This is a genomic window from Leptospira ilyithenensis, from assembly GCF_004771005.1.
In the GTDB taxonomy this organism is placed as follows: Bacteria; Spirochaetota; Leptospiria; order Leptospirales; family Leptospiraceae; genus Leptospira_A; species Leptospira_A ilyithenensis.
In genome coordinates this window covers 272,581-288,599 of sequence record NZ_RQHV01000062.1, presented here as the reverse complement: position 1 = coordinate 288,599, position 16,019 = coordinate 272,581, and the positions used below count along the sequence as shown (strand labels likewise).

Here is a 16,019-nt window from a genome sequence, read left to right as displayed (position 1 = left end):
ACTTTTATCCGTTATTTCCATATCTTGGATTTATTGGGAGCTTCTCCGAATAAAAACTGAGACGGGTATTTTTTGGCATTTGCCGTCACTTCTCTTAAATCCTCGGAAGCAATCCGGAGATTTTCAATAGAAACGGAAATATCTCCTTGGTTGGAAGCAAGAAGAGTATCCAATCTTTTGATTGTTGTCTGCAACTGCGTGATTGTCTGATCGATTTTTTTGGGAGTGTTCTGAAGTTCGGGTTGCGCAATTAGGTTTTTCACTTCCGCATTTGTTTTACGAAGTTCCGCAAGCAAACCGATCGCTTCCTTGGAAATATCACCCAGTCGTGCATCGGTTACAGTTTGATTGAGGTTATTCACCAAATCATTAACACCTGTTAATATCTTGCTTATATCTGCTTTGTCCAAAGAATCGAAAAACTTATCGACTGAGGCGGTAAAACGGGAAATGGTGCTCGGTGCGGAAGGGATGTAATTCGTTTTAGGTTCCCATTTGATGTCCAAAGGAGGATTCTTTTCCGGGTTAAGATAATCCAATTCCAAATATGCGGTTCCGGTAAGTCCCTGGGACGCCAAACGAACACGCAGTCCGTTATGAATCATTCTTTCCACCGTTTTTTTTAGTTCGTTCCCGCTCACTCCCTGCACAAAATCGGGAACAGACATCTTTATGATCACATAACGCCCGTAACGATAAGACATTTCTCCGTCCAGCTTGTCAGGGTATTCGTTTTGTACAAATGAAATCGCTTCTACCGAACCCACTTTGACGCCCCTGTGTTTTACGGGAGAACCGATATCCAAGCCTTGTACCGATTCGTCAAAGTATGTTTCCAATTTGATCGATCTTTGAAACAAAGCACCTGCAGTGAATGTAATTACAAATCCGATTAGAGCAAAAAAACTGGCGAGAACAAAGACACCCACCTTAAAGTAACTCATATTCATTTGATTCATTTTTTAATATTCTCCTCGGATAGTCGGTTGAAAAATCTATACACAAAAGATCCTTTTGCTTTTTCCTTTAAATCTTTGGGACGACCTTCGGCAATTATCCCCTTTGTTTCTTTGTCCAAAACAATCACTCGATCCGCCATAGTGAAAACAGACGGCAATTCATGAGTCACGATTACAAAAGTGACTCCAAGAGATCTGGACAAACGAATGATCAGATGATCCAAATCCACGCTCGTAATAGGATCAAGCCCGGCTGACGGTTCATCTAAAAATAATATTTCAGGGTCCATCGCCATTGCCCGCGCAATAGCGGCTCTTTTTTTCATCCCACCGGAAAGTTCGGACGGCATAAGATCTACGAATGCTTCGAGTCCCACCATCTTCAGCTTCATTCTTGCGATCGTATCCATAGCTTCGACGGGAAGATTTGTAAATTCTTCCAAAGGAAGTTTTACATTTTGCAATAATGTCATGGAACCGAAGAGAGCACTTTGTTGGTACATTACCCCGATCTTATTCCAAATACGGATTTTGTCCTTTCCTTCAGCGGTGACGATATCGTCTTCTTCGATCCAAATCTTACCGCTGATAGGTGGTGTAAGCCCGATCATATTTTTTAGAACCGTGGACTTGCCACAGCCCGAACCGCCTAAAATTCCGAAGATCTCTCCTCTTTTGACAGAGAAAGAAATATCATTCATAACGATATTTTGGCCGTATCCGGTTTTCAAATGTTCTACTTCTATGATTGAGTCTTCCATTATATCCCCAGATAAAAGTAAACGATGGAAAATATCCCGTCCAAAATCGAAACTAATATGATGGAACCGACTACTGCTGCAGTTGTCGACTCTCCTACGGCACCGGCACCGGTTGTGGTTTTCAATCCGCGATAACATCCTATCGCGGCAATGATCATTCCGAAAAAATAAGATTTTAAAAGGCCGCCTGCAATATCGTTGAAGCCGACAGCTATATTCACTTGGTTGACAAAAGTAACGAGAGGAAAACCAAAACTGAGTAGTACGATCGCACCCCCAATCAGACCGAAGAGATTAAAAACAACTGTTAGGAGAGGGGTCATGAGAAGTGAAGCTACAAGTCTCGGGACAATCAAAAACTGAACGGGAGGAAGACCCATCGTCGTCAAAGCATCAATCTCTTCCGATACCTTCATCGTTCCAAGTTCGGCAGCAAAGGCGGAACCTGATCTGCCGGACAGAATGAACGCAGTCATAAGAGGTCCAAGCTCTCTGAATAAAGACAGGCCGACTAAGTTTGCCACAAAAATTTCGGCACCGAACCTGCGCATCGGAATCGCCGATTGAAAGGACATGATAAGTCCCAGTAGAAATCCTATCATGGCAATGATGGGAAATGCGTTCACTCCCATTGCTTCCGAAACACGGAATACGTCTTTCCAACGAATGCGCGAAGGACGAAATACCGATTTCCAAAAAGATACTGTCAATTCGCCCGTGAAAGAAATCAAAAACGACAGTTCCCGTATATATTCGATGGTGAATTTTCCGATTTCTTCCGGTTTGCCCAATTTGAGTTCGGGAGGACGAAAGGAAGCCTTGGATTCTTCCGTGGCAATCTTGTAGGAATATTGAAATTTTTCGTTTAACCCATGTAATTCGAATCGGTTGTGTTTGTTTTCCTGGAAGGTTTTCAGAAAATGCAAAAAAGAAATCCCGGAAGAATCCGTGTTTTTTAATTTTTTTGCAATGACCCTAATCAACTGAGGGGATTTGTTTTTTAATTGAGAATCCGCCTCGGCCCATGTTTCCGCTGTTTGGTGAGACAATAATACTTCAGGAAGATAGACTTCCAGAGTGCTCCCTTCCCATAAAAATGATGTTGATCTAGCATTTTCTGCCACGATATTTTCTATCTAAAATAATACTGGTTTCTTATTTATGGCAAGTGATTTTATTTTGATTTTCTAAGTGTTTGGGAGACAAAATTAAAATACGTGCACCATTCCATTTACATTCAGGGATTCATCGCATTCACGGGAGGACTTTCCTTTTTATTCGCCATAGGGGAGATCATAACCAGAGAAAAATCCTACCAGTCCTATATCCAAGCCTTGTTGTTTTTACTAGGAGGGATCTTTCAAACCCACACTGTTCTCGTAGGAACGGATGCCATTCTTCTTTTTCCTCATCTTTATTTAATCCATCTCCCTTTGGCGGCATTCCTTGGTGCACTGCTCAAAAGGTATTTTTCTTCCATTTGGAGAGAGGACAAAGGTTTTGAAAAAATCAATTTTTGGGAATTGGCTCCTAGCGCAATTATAATCCTTCTGCTCCTACCATATTACGCAAGTAATGCGGACGAAAAAAGACTGCTTTTCGAGAAATTCCCTGTTCAGGGGATACCTCTTCTAATCAAACTCTCAATCGTTATCGTTCAATTACCTATTTTTTACTCCATCTACTACGTGTTCAAACAAATTTTCCGGTACGTCCGCTGGGAGATGATCCAATCTTCAGCTCACCTTCGTTTGGTGTTTCTAGTATTATTCATTTCAGGAGTGTCGGGAATCATTGGATTTATCACCATCTCTTACAATTCCAGATACGGGTTGGATATAGTTTCAAGTATTTTCGGAGTCCTGATCATTTGGGTCTATTTTATGAGACAGAGGAATCCGGAACTGATGCACGAAGTCAAACGGATCGTACAAGACGCAAAAAAATACCAAACCACACAGTTGAGTTCCGTCAATCTGGACGAGATCGGCAACGGATTGAAACATCTGATGGAAGAGGAAAAAATCTATAGGGAAGATGAATTGAATCTTTCCGAGCTTGCCTCCCGAATCTCCCTCTCTCCCCACCAACTTTCCGAATACCTGAATCTCCATTTGGGAAAAAACTTTTTTCAGTTTGTCAATTTTTATCGGATCAAAGAAGCAAAAACTCTCTGTGCTGAAAAAAAAGAAAAGACGATCCTCTCCATTGCGTACGAGGTAGGATTTCCCTCAAAATCCACATTCTACGATGCATTTCGCAGAGAAACAGGTATGAGTCCTACGGAATACCGAAAGAAAATAAAATCGTAATCCTTACGAATCTGTTCCGAATGGATGTATCCGGATTCTTTTTTCTTTCCGGATTGATCCATTCGGTCGATTGGTTTTTAAAACCGGAGTAAACTTAAGATCAGAAATTTTTTGGAGGCTGCCGATGTTCGGACCCATTCAATGTGAGCTTGTTTTAGATTGTGTAACGAAAGTTTCTTTTGCACAACTTATCATGAATTTTATCCGCTATTATCCGATTGCAGGTTTTGCTTTTTTGTTTTTCTATCTTTGGAAAAAGAATTATTTTGAAAAATTCAGAATTCAAAAGGTTTATCCTAAAGTAGAAAAGGTTTGGCAAGAGTTTCGTCAATCAGCTGTTACATTGATAATGTTCACCTTGATTGCAACAGTCAATATCACTCTCTCCAAGATGAAATTGATTCCAAACAAAGTTTATTTCGGTTCCATCACCGGACTCGAAGCTTGGGGTTATGCTCTCTTCAGTTTTCTATTGATTACCGTTTGGCACGAGACATGGTTCTATTGGATGCATAGATTTGCCCACAACCGGAAAGTATATCCCTATGTTCATTCCGAACACCATATGTCTATCAATCCTTCTCCTCTCGCTGCCTACCGTTTCCAAGCGACAGAGGCATTCCTCGAAGGAATCTATATCGTTCCTTTCATCATGTTTGTCCCGATTCATTTCAACGTAGTGATCTTCCATACTTTCTATGCGATGGTGATGAACATCTGGTGGCATCTGGGTTATGAATTTTTCCCCAAATCCTGGGCGAGAGGTCCATTGACCAAATGGATCAATACATCCACCCATCACAATCTTCATCACCAGAAGTTTCAGGGCAATTATAGCCTTTATTTCAATGTTTGGGATCGGATCATGGGGACAAATTTTCCCAATTACGAGACCTATTTCGAGCAGGTTGTCGAGGATCGCATAAAAAAAGGAGAGGCTAAACGACATAAATCGCTTAACCCGGTAGAGAATCTGGTCGAAGGATAAACCAGAGGGTTAGTCATGTTCGAATCTACTCATTTTATGAAAACGCAGGATCTTTTGGAAAGAGGCCTCGGTGCCGCGATGACCAAAAGAAAGGTTCTGACTGACAATATCTCCAACGCGGATGTTCCTCATTTCAAACGTTCGGAGGTGAATTTCGAGTCTATGCTCAAACGTGCCTTCGAATCCGAAAAAATAGAAAAGGAAAAAGCAGTCCCTACCCTCATCACAAACGAAAAACATATCGAATTTTTCAAACCTCTTGATTACAGAGATGTAAAACCGAAAGTGAACGTGGATTATCTCACGACCATGCGCCCTGACGGAAACAATGTGGACATTGAAAAAGAAATCGTGGAAGCCAATCAAAACCAAATGACTTACAACCTGATGATTGAAAGGCTCAACCAAAACAATCGTCTATTAAACATCGTTATGCGAACTACGTAAAAGGCAGAAAGAGGAATAAAATCATATGGGCATGTTTGATTCAATCAATATATCAGCTACGGGACTTTCCGCACAACGTCTTCGAATGGACGTAATCTCAAATAACATCGCAAACTCGACTACAACGCGCAATACAAACGGAGACGGTCCTTTCCGTCGCGACAGAGTCATACTTACTCCTATCAATCTCAGAACCAAATGGAAAAGTCCGGTTTACCCATTCGGAGTGGCTCCCGGAGAAGGCAAAGGTGTGAAAGTGATGAGAATCGAAAAGGACATGAGTCCTCTCCGATTGAATTATGATCCGAGCCATCCGGATGCCATACAGATCGGATCTAAAAAGGGTTATGTGGAAATGCCGAATATCAATATCGTTACAGAGATGACGGATATGATTTCCGCATCCCGCTCCTATGAAGCGAATGTGCAAATGATCACAGGTACAAAAGCTATGTACAATAAGGCGATGGAGATAGGAAGAGCTTAAATCAATTAGATCAAAACCGACTTCTCAATTAAAAACGGGGGAAATCCTATTGACTCTTTTCAGGAAATAGATAATTTATTTCCTAATGAATCGTTTCCCCGGCTTCCTACTGCTCCTTACGAGTTTCAGCTTTTGCAATCTCCAGCTCAATAATACGGGAGATCCTTTCACATTTTCCAACCTACTGACAAAGTATCTTTTAGAAGCAAAACCTCAATGTGAAGCACGGGAATGGGAGTTCAATCATCTTGAATCCAGGATCGGAGGAAAACCGTTTTTATATACGGTTGAAAATTCCGTCGGGGAAGTTTATACGATTTTTCAAACATATGATACATTTGAAAACCGATTGAATGAAGTCTCGGGCACAAACGCGCTCAATGTTATGTTGATTAAATTCAATTCCAGCGGAAAGATACTTTGGTCCAGAAGTCTCGGGATTGCCGACGAAGGTTTCAATCATTTGAAGTTAACCGACAACGGAGTGATTGCGACTGCGAATGTTCTGAATTCCGTAGGAACCCCAATCCATCCTTATTCCGGAATCACTTCTACAAACATAGGAGTCTTTTCTGTTACAAGCAATGGAGATTTGATTTGGAATACTTATATCAATGATGAAGGGACGGATAACTTTAAAACGGCAGCGTTGGAAACCAGATCCAACGGAGAAGTTCTGGTTTTAGGTTATAGTTCCGCCGCGTCCAAACCAAAGGGATTCGGAGAAGACAGGTTTTCCGGCAGAGCCGCAAACAGTGACCTGATACTTGTTAATCTTTCTCCGAATGGAACCGGCAATTGGTTTTTGTCCGTAGGGAACAGCACTCAAACAACGGAGGGAATGTCCTTAAAAAAAATAGACGATGACAATATCTTGATCCTCGGCAAGTCCAAAGCGGCTTTAGATCCGGGCTTTTTTCCGTCGCCTGTCTTTCCTTATACGGGTGCTTCCGTTAACTTTCAATATGTGGTCTTGCATTATAATGTGAATACCAGAAATCTCAAACATACTTTTATCGGGACAAATAGCAATATCATCAATGTGGTACCTCCGTCCATTCAATACGACCATTCCAAGAATCTAATCTATTTAGGTTTGGCCTTGGCAGGAAGTATCGGAGGAGAAATCAGAGCTCCGTCCGCATCGAACGATCCGCTTCTCGTCCAACTGGATTCGAACCTGAATCGAAAATGGATCAGTTATTTCGGAACAACTGACTTGGATCTTTTTCCGGGGAATATAGATATTTATCCCAATGGGTCCGTTTATACCTCGGTTTCCTACGGAAGTGCAAATCCGAATCTGGGGAATCAATATCCCGGATCTTTCAGTCATGGTGGTATCTTGGAATACAATTCGGAAGGGCAAATCCTACGTTATGTACTTATACCCACGTATGATCTGAGATATGTATATCCGTTACAGACGATTCATTCGTGTGACGGGGGTTATATACTCTCTTCCATCAGTTTTGATGTGTCGATCGCGGCAAACCCGACAAATCCTTCCGCCACAAAGATCAAAAAGACAAGAAGCACGGATTTTCCGCGCCCCAGACCCTATGTATTTCCGACAGGTGGAACAATATATCAGTAAAATTAAATTTTAAAACCGATTCCCCAATACAATGTCTTTATGTCCTCTCTTTGAGAAGAATAGTTCCCTTCGCGATTGTAGGAACTATAACCATAGAATGTGCTGAAATTATCGATATACTCTTTTTTCAAAGAATATTTTGAATCAATCTTGTTTCCACCTACAAAAAGCTTAAAGTTCTCAGTCACATAATAATTCAAGGCAAGATCCAATTCGAAACCTTGAGTGAACATTGTAGTACCGTCATTATCATTAGCGATAAAAACTGAGCCGGGAGACCCTACTCGATTTCTTTGATAAACTCTAGTCCCTCTCAGATAAAATGCATCAATATCAAAAGATAAAGAAAGTTGATCGATAAATCTCCACTCGGATCGAAAGTTAATTTGAGCACCAATGCTATTTACACGGTATAAATAATTAGTGAGAAAAAAATAACCTTCTCGATTTTCGTAGCCGATCCGGCGAAGTCCGGCACCTGCGCCCAAACTGAAAGAACCAACTTGTATCTTATGAATAAAATTCAATTCTTGTTCGTTTCTTTTAATTGTACCTAGATTGCCAGCAGTATAATAAACATCTCCTGGTGAATAAGGGGGGAAATAAAAATATGAGATTTTAAGATCGGTCAACGCCAAATTGAAATAATTAAATTCAATATAAGAATTGATACTATAGATATGATACTTTGCATTAATGCTAAAATATTCATCCTTCATTCCCGTAGACTGATCTTTTTTGTAAAAGTCATATTCTTTTTGTGCCGCCAAGGGAATGTAAGTTGAATATTGTCTGCGAATATTAAATTCGAAAGAGCGTTTTTGAAAGTCTTCCTCTTTTTCTTTTGTTTCTGCGTCTAAGCCAAAAACAAAAGAAACAATCATAATAAAGAATAAAATCCGCACAAAACTACTGTGCAACGACGCAGTAACCTTCCAGTCGAATGCGATTGGTCCAGGACAAAAATCCCAAATCAGTGCTAAATCGGCTACCGATGGATTGAATCATTCCGTTCGGGCACTGAGCGACTAATTTATGAAGAGCTTCATCCGCATAACTCGTATTTTTTACAATGCCTAAGATTGTAAACTGTTCCGCCTCAGCCACAATCTTTTTTACCGACTCGATCTTTGCAGGTTTTTCCGTATCTCCTGCATGGAATTGATGAATGGAATACATACATCCTATGGTCTCAAAAGCCAGAACAAAGATTAAACCGAAAGCCTTAGATACTTTGTTCATTTAACACAGTATCCTTTCGCTATTACATTCATTCTATATGCTAAAACATACTGAATGATTTCATACTTGGTAAAAAGACCGGTGATTTTTCCTGTAGGGCATTGTGCGGTCAATTTGGCAGGAATCTCTTCCAGAAAATCATTATTAAAATTAAATGCCAAAAAAACAAACTTGGAAACATCCGCTTGGATCGGAACCTCCCGATCTTTAGGAAAAGGTTGCGGTGTCATGGAAACCGTTTGCAGTTGAGCACATCCCAACAAAGAAAATAACATAATCGCGGTTAGCATTTTGTAGGAAACGGGTTTAGATTGAATCAAGGCAATATCCTTCTATTTTAATAATTTCTCCTGTGATCACAGGGTATTGTGCAGTTTCACGAACACTTCGTAGGCCGGTGATATTTCCCGAAGGACATTCTTTGTACAACAGATCGGGAATTGTGTCCGTATAATTTTTTACAAACGTCATGGCACCTGTACGAGGTCCCATTGTGGAAAGAGTGATCATGAGTTTGACATACTCGATATCTTTAATGGCGTCGGCATTGGAGGAAGAATTGCTTGCGTACAATCCTCCTTGAACCAATGCAAGTCCCTCATTTAAGTTGATCCCTTTTTCACTCACCATAATGGTAAACGGTTTTGGTTTGGAAGAGGATCTGTTGTCAATATCGCCTAATGAATAATGATGTAAGACCGCACACCCGGTTAAAAAGACTGGTAATAGCAGATAAAGGAAATTTGTTTTTTTCATAACCTAAAAACGGATCGGTGAACCGTCGTATTATGACCATCTAACACCTGACTCCGTTTTGGTGCAAATCTTTTCCGAAAAAAGAAGCACGTCTTTGTATCATTCCAACCTTTTTTTTAAGATAACGGTACATTCTGATATAAGTCTCCTACGTCACATCATCGATGTTATCTACCAAATCGGGGTCAGTCACGTTTTTTATCTCGTTTACCCGGTTTGTCTTTCATCTTATCTTTTTTACCATGATCTGCATGAAGTTTTTTCATAATCTCTTTGTGTTTGGTTCTTTGTTCTGAAGTCAGAATCTCGCTCGTCTTGATTCGTTCGTCAATCCACAACATTTTTGAATCGACTTTTAGTTTGAAAATTTCTTCCATTTTAGAACGAATCGCCGACTTATCCAGGTTATCCGCAGATAATAGAGAATGAAGTTCCTTGCGAAGAATGTCTTTTTGTTTTTCATATCCTTCTCTTGACTGTTTGGAATCCGAATGCACTTTCTCAATTTGCTTTTTTTGTTCCGGGGTAAGGCCGAGTTCCTTCGCCATTTTTTCCAAATGTTTTCCATGGTCTTTGGAATATTCCTTTCCATGATGCTCTTCGTCATGAGCAGAGAGTGCGAATGTAAGAGCTACCACAAGGGAAGCAGCGAGCAAAGTTCTTAAAATTGATTTCATTTTTTCTCCTCTTTTGACTAATTTACCCAAAAAGAGAAGAAGAGGTTCCCCGGTGGTTAAAAAATTTATGCCTTTTCCGGTTTTTCCGAATCCTGATTCAGAAAATAGGAAACAAACAAGATCGCGATGGCAATGATATGAACCGCTTCGAATTCCCCGATGGCGAAATGAGAGTATGCGGCACCGATTAAGGTAAATGTAAATCCTGCATAAGCCCACTCCCGGAGCCTCGGAAAACCGGGAACCAAAAGTGCAAGAATCCCCGGGATTTTTGCAAACCCGATCAAATTGATAAAATAATCGGGATAACCCATTTCCTGCATTTCTTCTATAAAATGCTCATTGTACCGAAAGAGTTGCATGATTGCCGCATTTCCCATCAAAAGTACGATCAGAATGGTAGAAATCCAATAGAGGATTTTCTTTGTTTTCGGAGTAAGCCATTTGAATTTAGAGAATAGTTCCATAGAAAAAGGATATATATTTGAGAAAGAGAGTCAATCTCAAATATTTAGAAATGGATTCTGTTGTAGATACCACAATTCTCGGCCAAAGCCGTCGGAAGGATAAAAATGTGGTACCTACCACAATCAAAATCCCTCATCCGACATAATTTTTACTAAAGGAATCGGAAAATCCTGCGATACTAGATCTGAGGGTTCCCATGGCAATCAATCCGATTTCTTCTATTTCCAATTCCTATTCTCAAATCCTGTCTTCCGCAGGAAAACCCCATTCACTCCTACCTAATGGAGACAAGGTGGCAGTTCAAAGAACGGATACGAGACATTACGGAAAAACAAATGAAGCAAAATCACCCGATGAAGTCGCAGGTACCTTTGCAGATGCAATGAAAAAAGCATTCGAGCAGGTAAACGATCAACAGGTAGAAGCCGATGAAATGACTCAAAAAATCGTTTTTGATCCCAACAGTGTGGAACTTCACGACGTGATGATCGCAGCGGAGAAAGCGAGAATCTCCTTGACTTTCGCCAAAACGATGTCAGACGGATTTATCAGAGCTTACAGAGAATTGACTCAGCTTAGATAATTAAAATACCTTTTCGGTTTCACGTTTGGCGATCCGTTCTGGGACATGGGTCGCCCGAATACTCTTTCCACAGGAATCAGTTTGATTTCTATCTTGTCTTCCATTCCTACACGAACACCTAACTTAAGTTCGACAGAGTTTACGACTTCTCCGTTTATATAGATCACCCAACCTTCCTTCCAGGAATTCCTAACACTGTTGATCTCCATGATCTCTTCCGTTTTATTAGTGGAAATAAAACGGATGGACGGATTTTCCTTCTGAGAGAGTTCGGCAAGTAGCAAAAGCAGATCTTTTTTCTCGTTTAGTAAGACAGGATAGTAAAACTCTTCATCAAATTCGCCGCATAAAATACGAATTTTGATTTGATTTGTAATATGATCCTGTTTGGAACTTTTTTTCCGATTGGAAATCTTCGAACCGAACCCGGAACAATCGGTAATGGCAACGGAAATCGACAATAAGACACAGATTAAGGAAAGCCGGTTTTTCATTTAACGGGCGCTACTTTTCAAGGCTGCGAATTTCAAACCTTGCGCGTTCAAATTCACATCCAAGTTCAAAAGATTCCAATCATCCTTTGTCAAAAGAACTCCTTGTCTTATCGCTGCGTTTTCAATCATTTCTTTCACCTTAGCTTCAAAATAGAGCGACATATCTTCTTCGTTTTTATTTACAGAAACTGCTTCATTGATTGCGGAATCGCACAAAGTCAAAGATTGTTTGAGAGCCTCCGCTTTATCGGAGAGAGAGTCCACTCCGTCAAAATGAGTCAGATAAGCAATCTCAGCTCCGGTATTTATAATGATGTCAATTGATAAAACGGCTTCCTCGTAATCAAAGTCCGTAGGAGTGGTCGTGGGAAAGATGAACCTTTTTCCATTTTCCAAATTGGGATAAGAAATCCCGAAAGAGTCTCCCGTAAAAATGGAATTCGATAATGAATCGTGAATACAAAAATGATGGTTGGCATGACCCTTTGTATAATAAAAAGTGAATTTTCTATTGCCCCATTCCAATACTTCCCTATCCGACATCACTCTCACTCTTTCTTCCGGAGCGGGGGAAATTTCTCCGTATAGTTTTTGAAAATTTTCTTCCCCGTATACTGTTTTTGAACTTTGGATGAGTCTGATCGGATTGATTAGGTGTTTGGCGGTCTTAGGGTGAGCCAGAATTTTTGCATTCGGACAAACGCCGAGTAAAGCGGATGCCCCTCCTGCATGATCCAGATGGACATGAGTGACAATGATATAATCCACATTCTCTTTAGGGATTTTCAGTTCTTCCAATTTGCCCAAAAGATAAGGAAGAGCGTGCGTGGTATTTGTTTCAATGAAACTGGCCCGATCTCCTTCCACAACCAAATAGGAACATGCCACAAAATCCAATCCTGCATAATGGCAGTCAATCGTGTGTATCGTCTTCATGAATATCAGACTAAATGGGAACCGCTTCAGTTCAAGATCAATTTCCCGGTTCCGAAAAGATTTCCGGAATCCTGCAATAATTTTCAATTGTATTTGTTTTATTAATATGAGAATGTTTCTGAAAGAGAAAAATATGCGATCTATCTTTTCCGTTCCACTGGCACTTGTTATTCTTTCCTTTTTTATTTTTGAATGTGCTACTCCTAAAAAGAATTACTCTCTAAAAGAAACTTCCCCCCAATTGGAAAAGTATGAAGATACTTCTCTGAACCCTCTGTTGATTTCTCCCTATTCTCACAGCGTATTCGGGATTCCTGTGTATGACCAATTTCTGGAAGATTCCTACCGCACTATCATCACAGTTCGATTTTCCCAACTGGCCATTCAAAAGATGGAAGAGTCACTGACAAACAAAACCGATCATAGCGGCAAAAAGGAAGCATTTCTCTTTGCTTATAGAGAGCTTCCCGTTTTGCAAACAAGATTGGAAACACTCCATCTCAAAGGTTTGGAACACATTGCCCAAGTCTCCATGGCAAATGCTGAAGCGGAGAATGTCAGAGATACGCTCAGAAACGAATTGGTCTTCACGGTGGAAGAATTGCAATATATGGTAAAACAAGTTCCTTCCAGCGTCAAACGGGCGAAAGAGATTTTTCCAAAAGTCGTTCCCGGCACAGGGAAAGCAGACTCCTCGTCACTTACCAAACTGAAAATCCACAATCCTTATGAAACACAACCTCTGTTTCTTAGTAGAGCAGATGACAAGTGTTATTTGTCCAGAGAATATTCCCAGTGGTATATATTGCTTGGAACCTACCGACTCAATCATGTTGCGTTGGAAGAATTATTTCCCGATCCGAATCAATCCTACCGCTTTGAAGAAAAAGTAGGAGTTTCGGATGTACTTCTATCGGTTGTTTTGGGATGGGCTACTTCCATTACAAAAAAAACAATTCGAATCGAAGCTTGTGATTCTCCCTTACTCGCCGATTATAGACAACTTTTGGAAGAAAGGGATCTTTACAAAACCATCATCGCAAACAAAAGAGAAACCGAATCTACCGTTGCGGAAGCAGAAATAAAAGAAGAAACGGAAGAACCTTTTTACATGAAACGTGTGGCGATGATCCAACTAACAAATGGTATATCGGTCCAAGGCGATATCAAAGCTTTCAGTCCCGACAATATCAGTTTGGAAGTAGACGGGGAAATTAGAAATTTGGAAAAAAACCAAATAGAAAAGATTCGTTATACTAAAATCAAGGTAAGAACCGATGGGAAACCTTTTTAGAACGTTTTATATTTCTATTTTTACATTCCCCTTTTTTTGGAATTGTTTTACAAATCCGGTTTTTCAAGACCGTTCCGAACGAGAGGAAGAAAAACGGAAAAAAGCAATCGCCACTTCCATTAGCCTCATCGGGTTAAACAATATCTTTCAGGAAATGACAACCCCCGCAAGGACGGGATCTACCGCGAGCGCGAACAGTAAAGAACCTTAAAATCCGGAAAATCCTCCGGGAAGCCTCGAAAAAGACTTGTACAAATCAGTACAAAGATGCAATTATGTCTCTTAATGGGATGAGGCCCGAACTATGCCTGAGGCACTGCAACGAATTCTAGACAATCTTAAGGAACTTTTAGCAAAACTAGACAATACAAAGAAACTCATCCTGGGAGGAGTTCTTTTAGTTGTAGTGATTGCGATCGTAATCCTATCCTCCGTCTCTTCCACAAAAAACCGAATCATTTTATTCAAAGATCTGGACCCGAAAGACTTTTCCGAAGTCACAAAAAAACTGGATGCACTCGGTTACGGATACGGATCAAGCGACACAAGTCTCATCACTGTAGATCCCGACAAAAGACAGGAAATCATCACCAAACTCGCGCAAGAGAACCTCATCCCTGCGGGAGTGACCGGTTGGGAACTTTTTGATATAGAAAAATTCACAGAGACACAATTTGACAAAGATATCAAAAAGTATCGGGCGTTAAAGGGTGCGATTGAAAAGTCACTAATGACTTTGCGTCCCATTGAAAAAGCGGACGTCAACATAGCGATCCCGGAAGCGGATCTATTCGAAGCCAATGCATACCCTGTAAAAGCAAGTGTGATCCTACATTTTCGTCCGGGCATCGAAGGACTTAGCAAAAAGGAAGTGAAAGGTATTGTCAATTTGGTGGCTCGTGCGGTTCCTAAATTGAAACCTGAGAACGTAAGCGTTGCCGATCCCGATGGTAAGATCATTTCCGATTTCGAAGAAGATCTGGAAAAAGAAAGATTGGAACTACGTATCGTTCAGGAAAAACTCCGAATCGAGGAAGAAGAACGGGTCAAACGCCTAATCGATATTAGGAACACACTACGTTGGTATTTGGGCGGAGAAGATAGAGTGGATATCACCCGCTTCGAATACATCTTAAACTGGGATCAGGAATCACTTACGGAAAATGAAGTGATGCCAGTTGTGGCTTTCGAAGACAACCCCGATACTCCTTACTCGGAACGTCAGTTAGTTGACGGTTATTCATTGAAGGTTTCTTCCAAAGAAACAAAAGAAGCATTCAAAGGAAGAGGATTCACTCCCGACGGACCTGCAGGAACCGAACCGAACCTACCTCCCGGTTACAAAGACACTGACTACCAAAAAGCGGAATACTCCAAAGATGAAAATATCAATAACTACGAATTCAACAAACGTGTTAAGGATATCAAACGCCAGCCTTGGAAGATTGATAAACTGGGACTTTCCGTCGTAGTGGACGGAGTTTGGGAAAAAAAGGAAAGAGAAGACGGACTCGGATATGATAGAAAGTACAATCCGGTTTCTGAATCCGACCTCAAACTCATCCGCAAAAACCTGGAAGCAGCGATCGGTTATACTCGTTCCAGAGGGGACCAGATCAGCGTTATCACCATTCCTAAAGACAGGACGGAACAATTCAGACTCGAAGACGAAGAATTCCAAAAACAAAGAGCAATCCGAAATATGGTGATCGCTTCTCTAGTGATCTTAATCTTACTCATACTTGCGATCCTTGTCTACAGAGCGATCAAAAAGGAAATGGCAAGAAGAAGAAGACTCCGCGAGGAAGAGCTTGCCGCTCAACAACAAATGATGCGGGAAGCCGCATTGCGGGTGATGGACGAAGGGGGAGCGGAAGTAGAGCTCTCTCTGGACGAAAAATTGCGTCGGGAACTTTTGGAAAACGCAATCAATCTTGCCAAAGAAAAACCGGAAGACGTGGCGCAATTACTTCGCACTTGGCTTGCTGAAGAAGAACAAACTTAAAAAGAATTCAAAC

General features: G+C 40.8%; 19 protein-coding genes. 8 read left to right on the top strand and 11 right to left on the bottom strand.

Features of this window, described 5'->3' with window-relative positions:
• Positions 1 to 11: 11 nt before the first annotated feature.
• Genes EHS11_RS18040 through EHS11_RS18030 form a run of 3 tightly spaced genes read right to left on the bottom strand, consistent with a single transcriptional unit; the run spans position 12 to position 2,844 of the window.
• Entirely contained in the window at positions 12 to 959 is a 948-nt protein-coding gene (locus tag EHS11_RS18040; protein WP_135765755.1) for an MlaD family protein, read from the bottom strand.
• Positions 956 to 1,720, bottom strand: coding sequence for an ABC transporter ATP-binding protein (locus EHS11_RS18035; RefSeq protein WP_246048040.1), 765 nt, complete (start codon positions 1,718 to 1,720; stop codon positions 956 to 958). The genes EHS11_RS18040 and EHS11_RS18035 overlap by 4 nt, the downstream gene beginning before the upstream one ends.
• Positions 1,720 to 2,844 (bottom strand): MlaE family ABC transporter permease, encoded by a 1,125-nt coding sequence (locus tag EHS11_RS18030; RefSeq protein ID WP_135765754.1) that lies wholly within the window; start codon positions 2,842 to 2,844, stop codon positions 1,720 to 1,722. The genes EHS11_RS18035 and EHS11_RS18030 overlap by 1 nt, the downstream gene beginning before the upstream one ends.
• A gap of 93 nt (positions 2,845 to 2,937) precedes the next feature.
• On the opposite strand from EHS11_RS18030, the gene EHS11_RS18025 reads away from it, so the two are divergent.
• The 5 genes from EHS11_RS18025 to EHS11_RS18005 all read left to right on the top strand — a co-directional run bounded on the left by EHS11_RS18025 (position 2,938) and on the right by EHS11_RS18005 (position 7,551).
• Entirely contained in the window at positions 2,938 to 4,032 is a 1,095-nt protein-coding gene (locus EHS11_RS18025) for an AraC family transcriptional regulator (protein WP_246048038.1), read from the top strand.
• 124 nt (positions 4,033 to 4,156) lie between these two features.
• The gene (locus tag EHS11_RS18020) at positions 4,157 to 5,020 is read left to right on the top strand and encodes a sterol desaturase family protein (RefSeq protein ID WP_135765753.1); all 864 of its coding nucleotides are present in this window, start codon (positions 4,157 to 4,159) and stop codon (positions 5,018 to 5,020) included.
• A 15-nt stretch (positions 5,021 to 5,035) separates the two neighbouring features.
• Positions 5,036 to 5,467: a flagellar basal body rod protein FlgB gene (flgB, locus tag EHS11_RS18015; protein WP_135765752.1), complete on the top strand. Its 432-nt coding sequence runs from the start codon at positions 5,036 to 5,038 to the stop codon at positions 5,465 to 5,467.
• 25 nt (positions 5,468 to 5,492) lie between these two features.
• On the top strand, positions 5,493 to 5,954 hold the full coding sequence (gene flgC, locus EHS11_RS18010; RefSeq protein WP_135765751.1) for a flagellar basal body rod protein FlgC: 462 nt from the start codon (positions 5,493 to 5,495) through the stop codon (positions 5,952 to 5,954).
• Between the two features lie 85 nt (positions 5,955 to 6,039).
• Positions 6,040 to 7,551, top strand: coding sequence for a hypothetical protein (locus EHS11_RS18005; RefSeq protein WP_135765750.1), 1,512 nt, complete (start codon positions 6,040 to 6,042; stop codon positions 7,549 to 7,551).
• Between the two features lie 2 nt (positions 7,552 to 7,553).
• On the opposite strand, the gene EHS11_RS18000 is transcribed toward EHS11_RS18005, so the two are convergent.
• The 6 genes from EHS11_RS18000 to EHS11_RS17975 form a co-directional block, all read right to left on the bottom strand.
• Positions 7,554 to 8,435: a hypothetical protein gene (locus tag EHS11_RS18000; protein WP_135765749.1), complete on the bottom strand. Its 882-nt coding sequence runs from the start codon at positions 8,433 to 8,435 to the stop codon at positions 7,554 to 7,556.
• Between the two features lie 25 nt (positions 8,436 to 8,460).
• A complete protein-coding gene (locus tag EHS11_RS17995) occupies positions 8,461 to 8,793 on the bottom strand; it encodes a hypothetical protein (protein ID WP_135765748.1) in 333 nt (110 codons plus the stop codon).
• The gene (locus EHS11_RS17990) at positions 8,790 to 9,113 is read right to left on the bottom strand and encodes a hypothetical protein (RefSeq protein ID WP_135765747.1); all 324 of its coding nucleotides are present in this window, start codon (positions 9,111 to 9,113) and stop codon (positions 8,790 to 8,792) included. The genes EHS11_RS17995 and EHS11_RS17990 overlap by 4 nt, the downstream gene beginning before the upstream one ends.
• Complete coding sequence (locus EHS11_RS17985) at positions 9,100 to 9,549, bottom strand: hypothetical protein (protein WP_135765746.1); 450 nt, start codon at positions 9,547 to 9,549, stop codon at positions 9,100 to 9,102. Before EHS11_RS17985 ends, EHS11_RS17990 begins: the two co-directional genes overlap by 14 nt.
• A 185-nt stretch (positions 9,550 to 9,734) precedes the next feature.
• Entirely contained in the window at positions 9,735 to 10,226 is a 492-nt protein-coding gene (locus tag EHS11_RS17980) for a Spy/CpxP family protein refolding chaperone (RefSeq protein WP_135765745.1), read from the bottom strand.
• A gap of 65 nt (positions 10,227 to 10,291) precedes the next feature.
• Positions 10,292 to 10,693 (bottom strand): DoxX family protein, encoded by a 402-nt coding sequence (locus EHS11_RS17975; protein WP_135765744.1) that lies wholly within the window; start codon positions 10,691 to 10,693, stop codon positions 10,292 to 10,294.
• A gap of 197 nt (positions 10,694 to 10,890) precedes the next feature.
• On the opposite strand from EHS11_RS17975, the gene fliE reads away from it, so the two are divergent.
• A complete protein-coding gene (gene fliE / locus EHS11_RS17970; RefSeq protein WP_135765743.1) occupies positions 10,891 to 11,277 on the top strand; it encodes a flagellar hook-basal body complex protein FliE in 387 nt (128 codons plus the stop codon).
• Here the strand turns inward: fliE and EHS11_RS20245 are convergent.
• Together EHS11_RS20245 and EHS11_RS17960 are read right to left on the bottom strand one after the other, a co-directional pair.
• On the bottom strand, positions 11,265 to 11,771 hold the full coding sequence (locus EHS11_RS20245; protein ID WP_246048036.1) for a hypothetical protein: 507 nt from the start codon (positions 11,769 to 11,771) through the stop codon (positions 11,265 to 11,267). The genes fliE and EHS11_RS20245 overlap by 13 nt on opposite strands.
• Positions 11,772 to 12,707, bottom strand: a complete 936-nt coding sequence (locus tag EHS11_RS17960; protein WP_135765742.1) for an MBL fold metallo-hydrolase — start codon at positions 12,705 to 12,707, stop codon at positions 11,772 to 11,774.
• Between the two features lie 133 nt (positions 12,708 to 12,840).
• On the opposite strand from EHS11_RS17960, the gene EHS11_RS17955 reads away from it, so the two are divergent.
• Positions 12,841 to 14,001: an LIC_13076 family protein gene (locus EHS11_RS17955; RefSeq protein ID WP_135765741.1), complete on the top strand. Its 1,161-nt coding sequence runs from the start codon at positions 12,841 to 12,843 to the stop codon at positions 13,999 to 14,001.
• Between the two features lie 304 nt (positions 14,002 to 14,305).
• Positions 14,306 to 16,006 carry a flagellar basal-body MS-ring/collar protein FliF gene (gene fliF, locus EHS11_RS17950; RefSeq protein ID WP_135765740.1) on the top strand — a complete coding sequence of 567 codons (1,701 nt, stop codon included), beginning with the start codon at positions 14,306 to 14,308 and terminating at the stop codon, positions 16,004 to 16,006.
• The last annotated feature ends 13 nt before the right edge of the window (positions 16,007 to 16,019 follow it).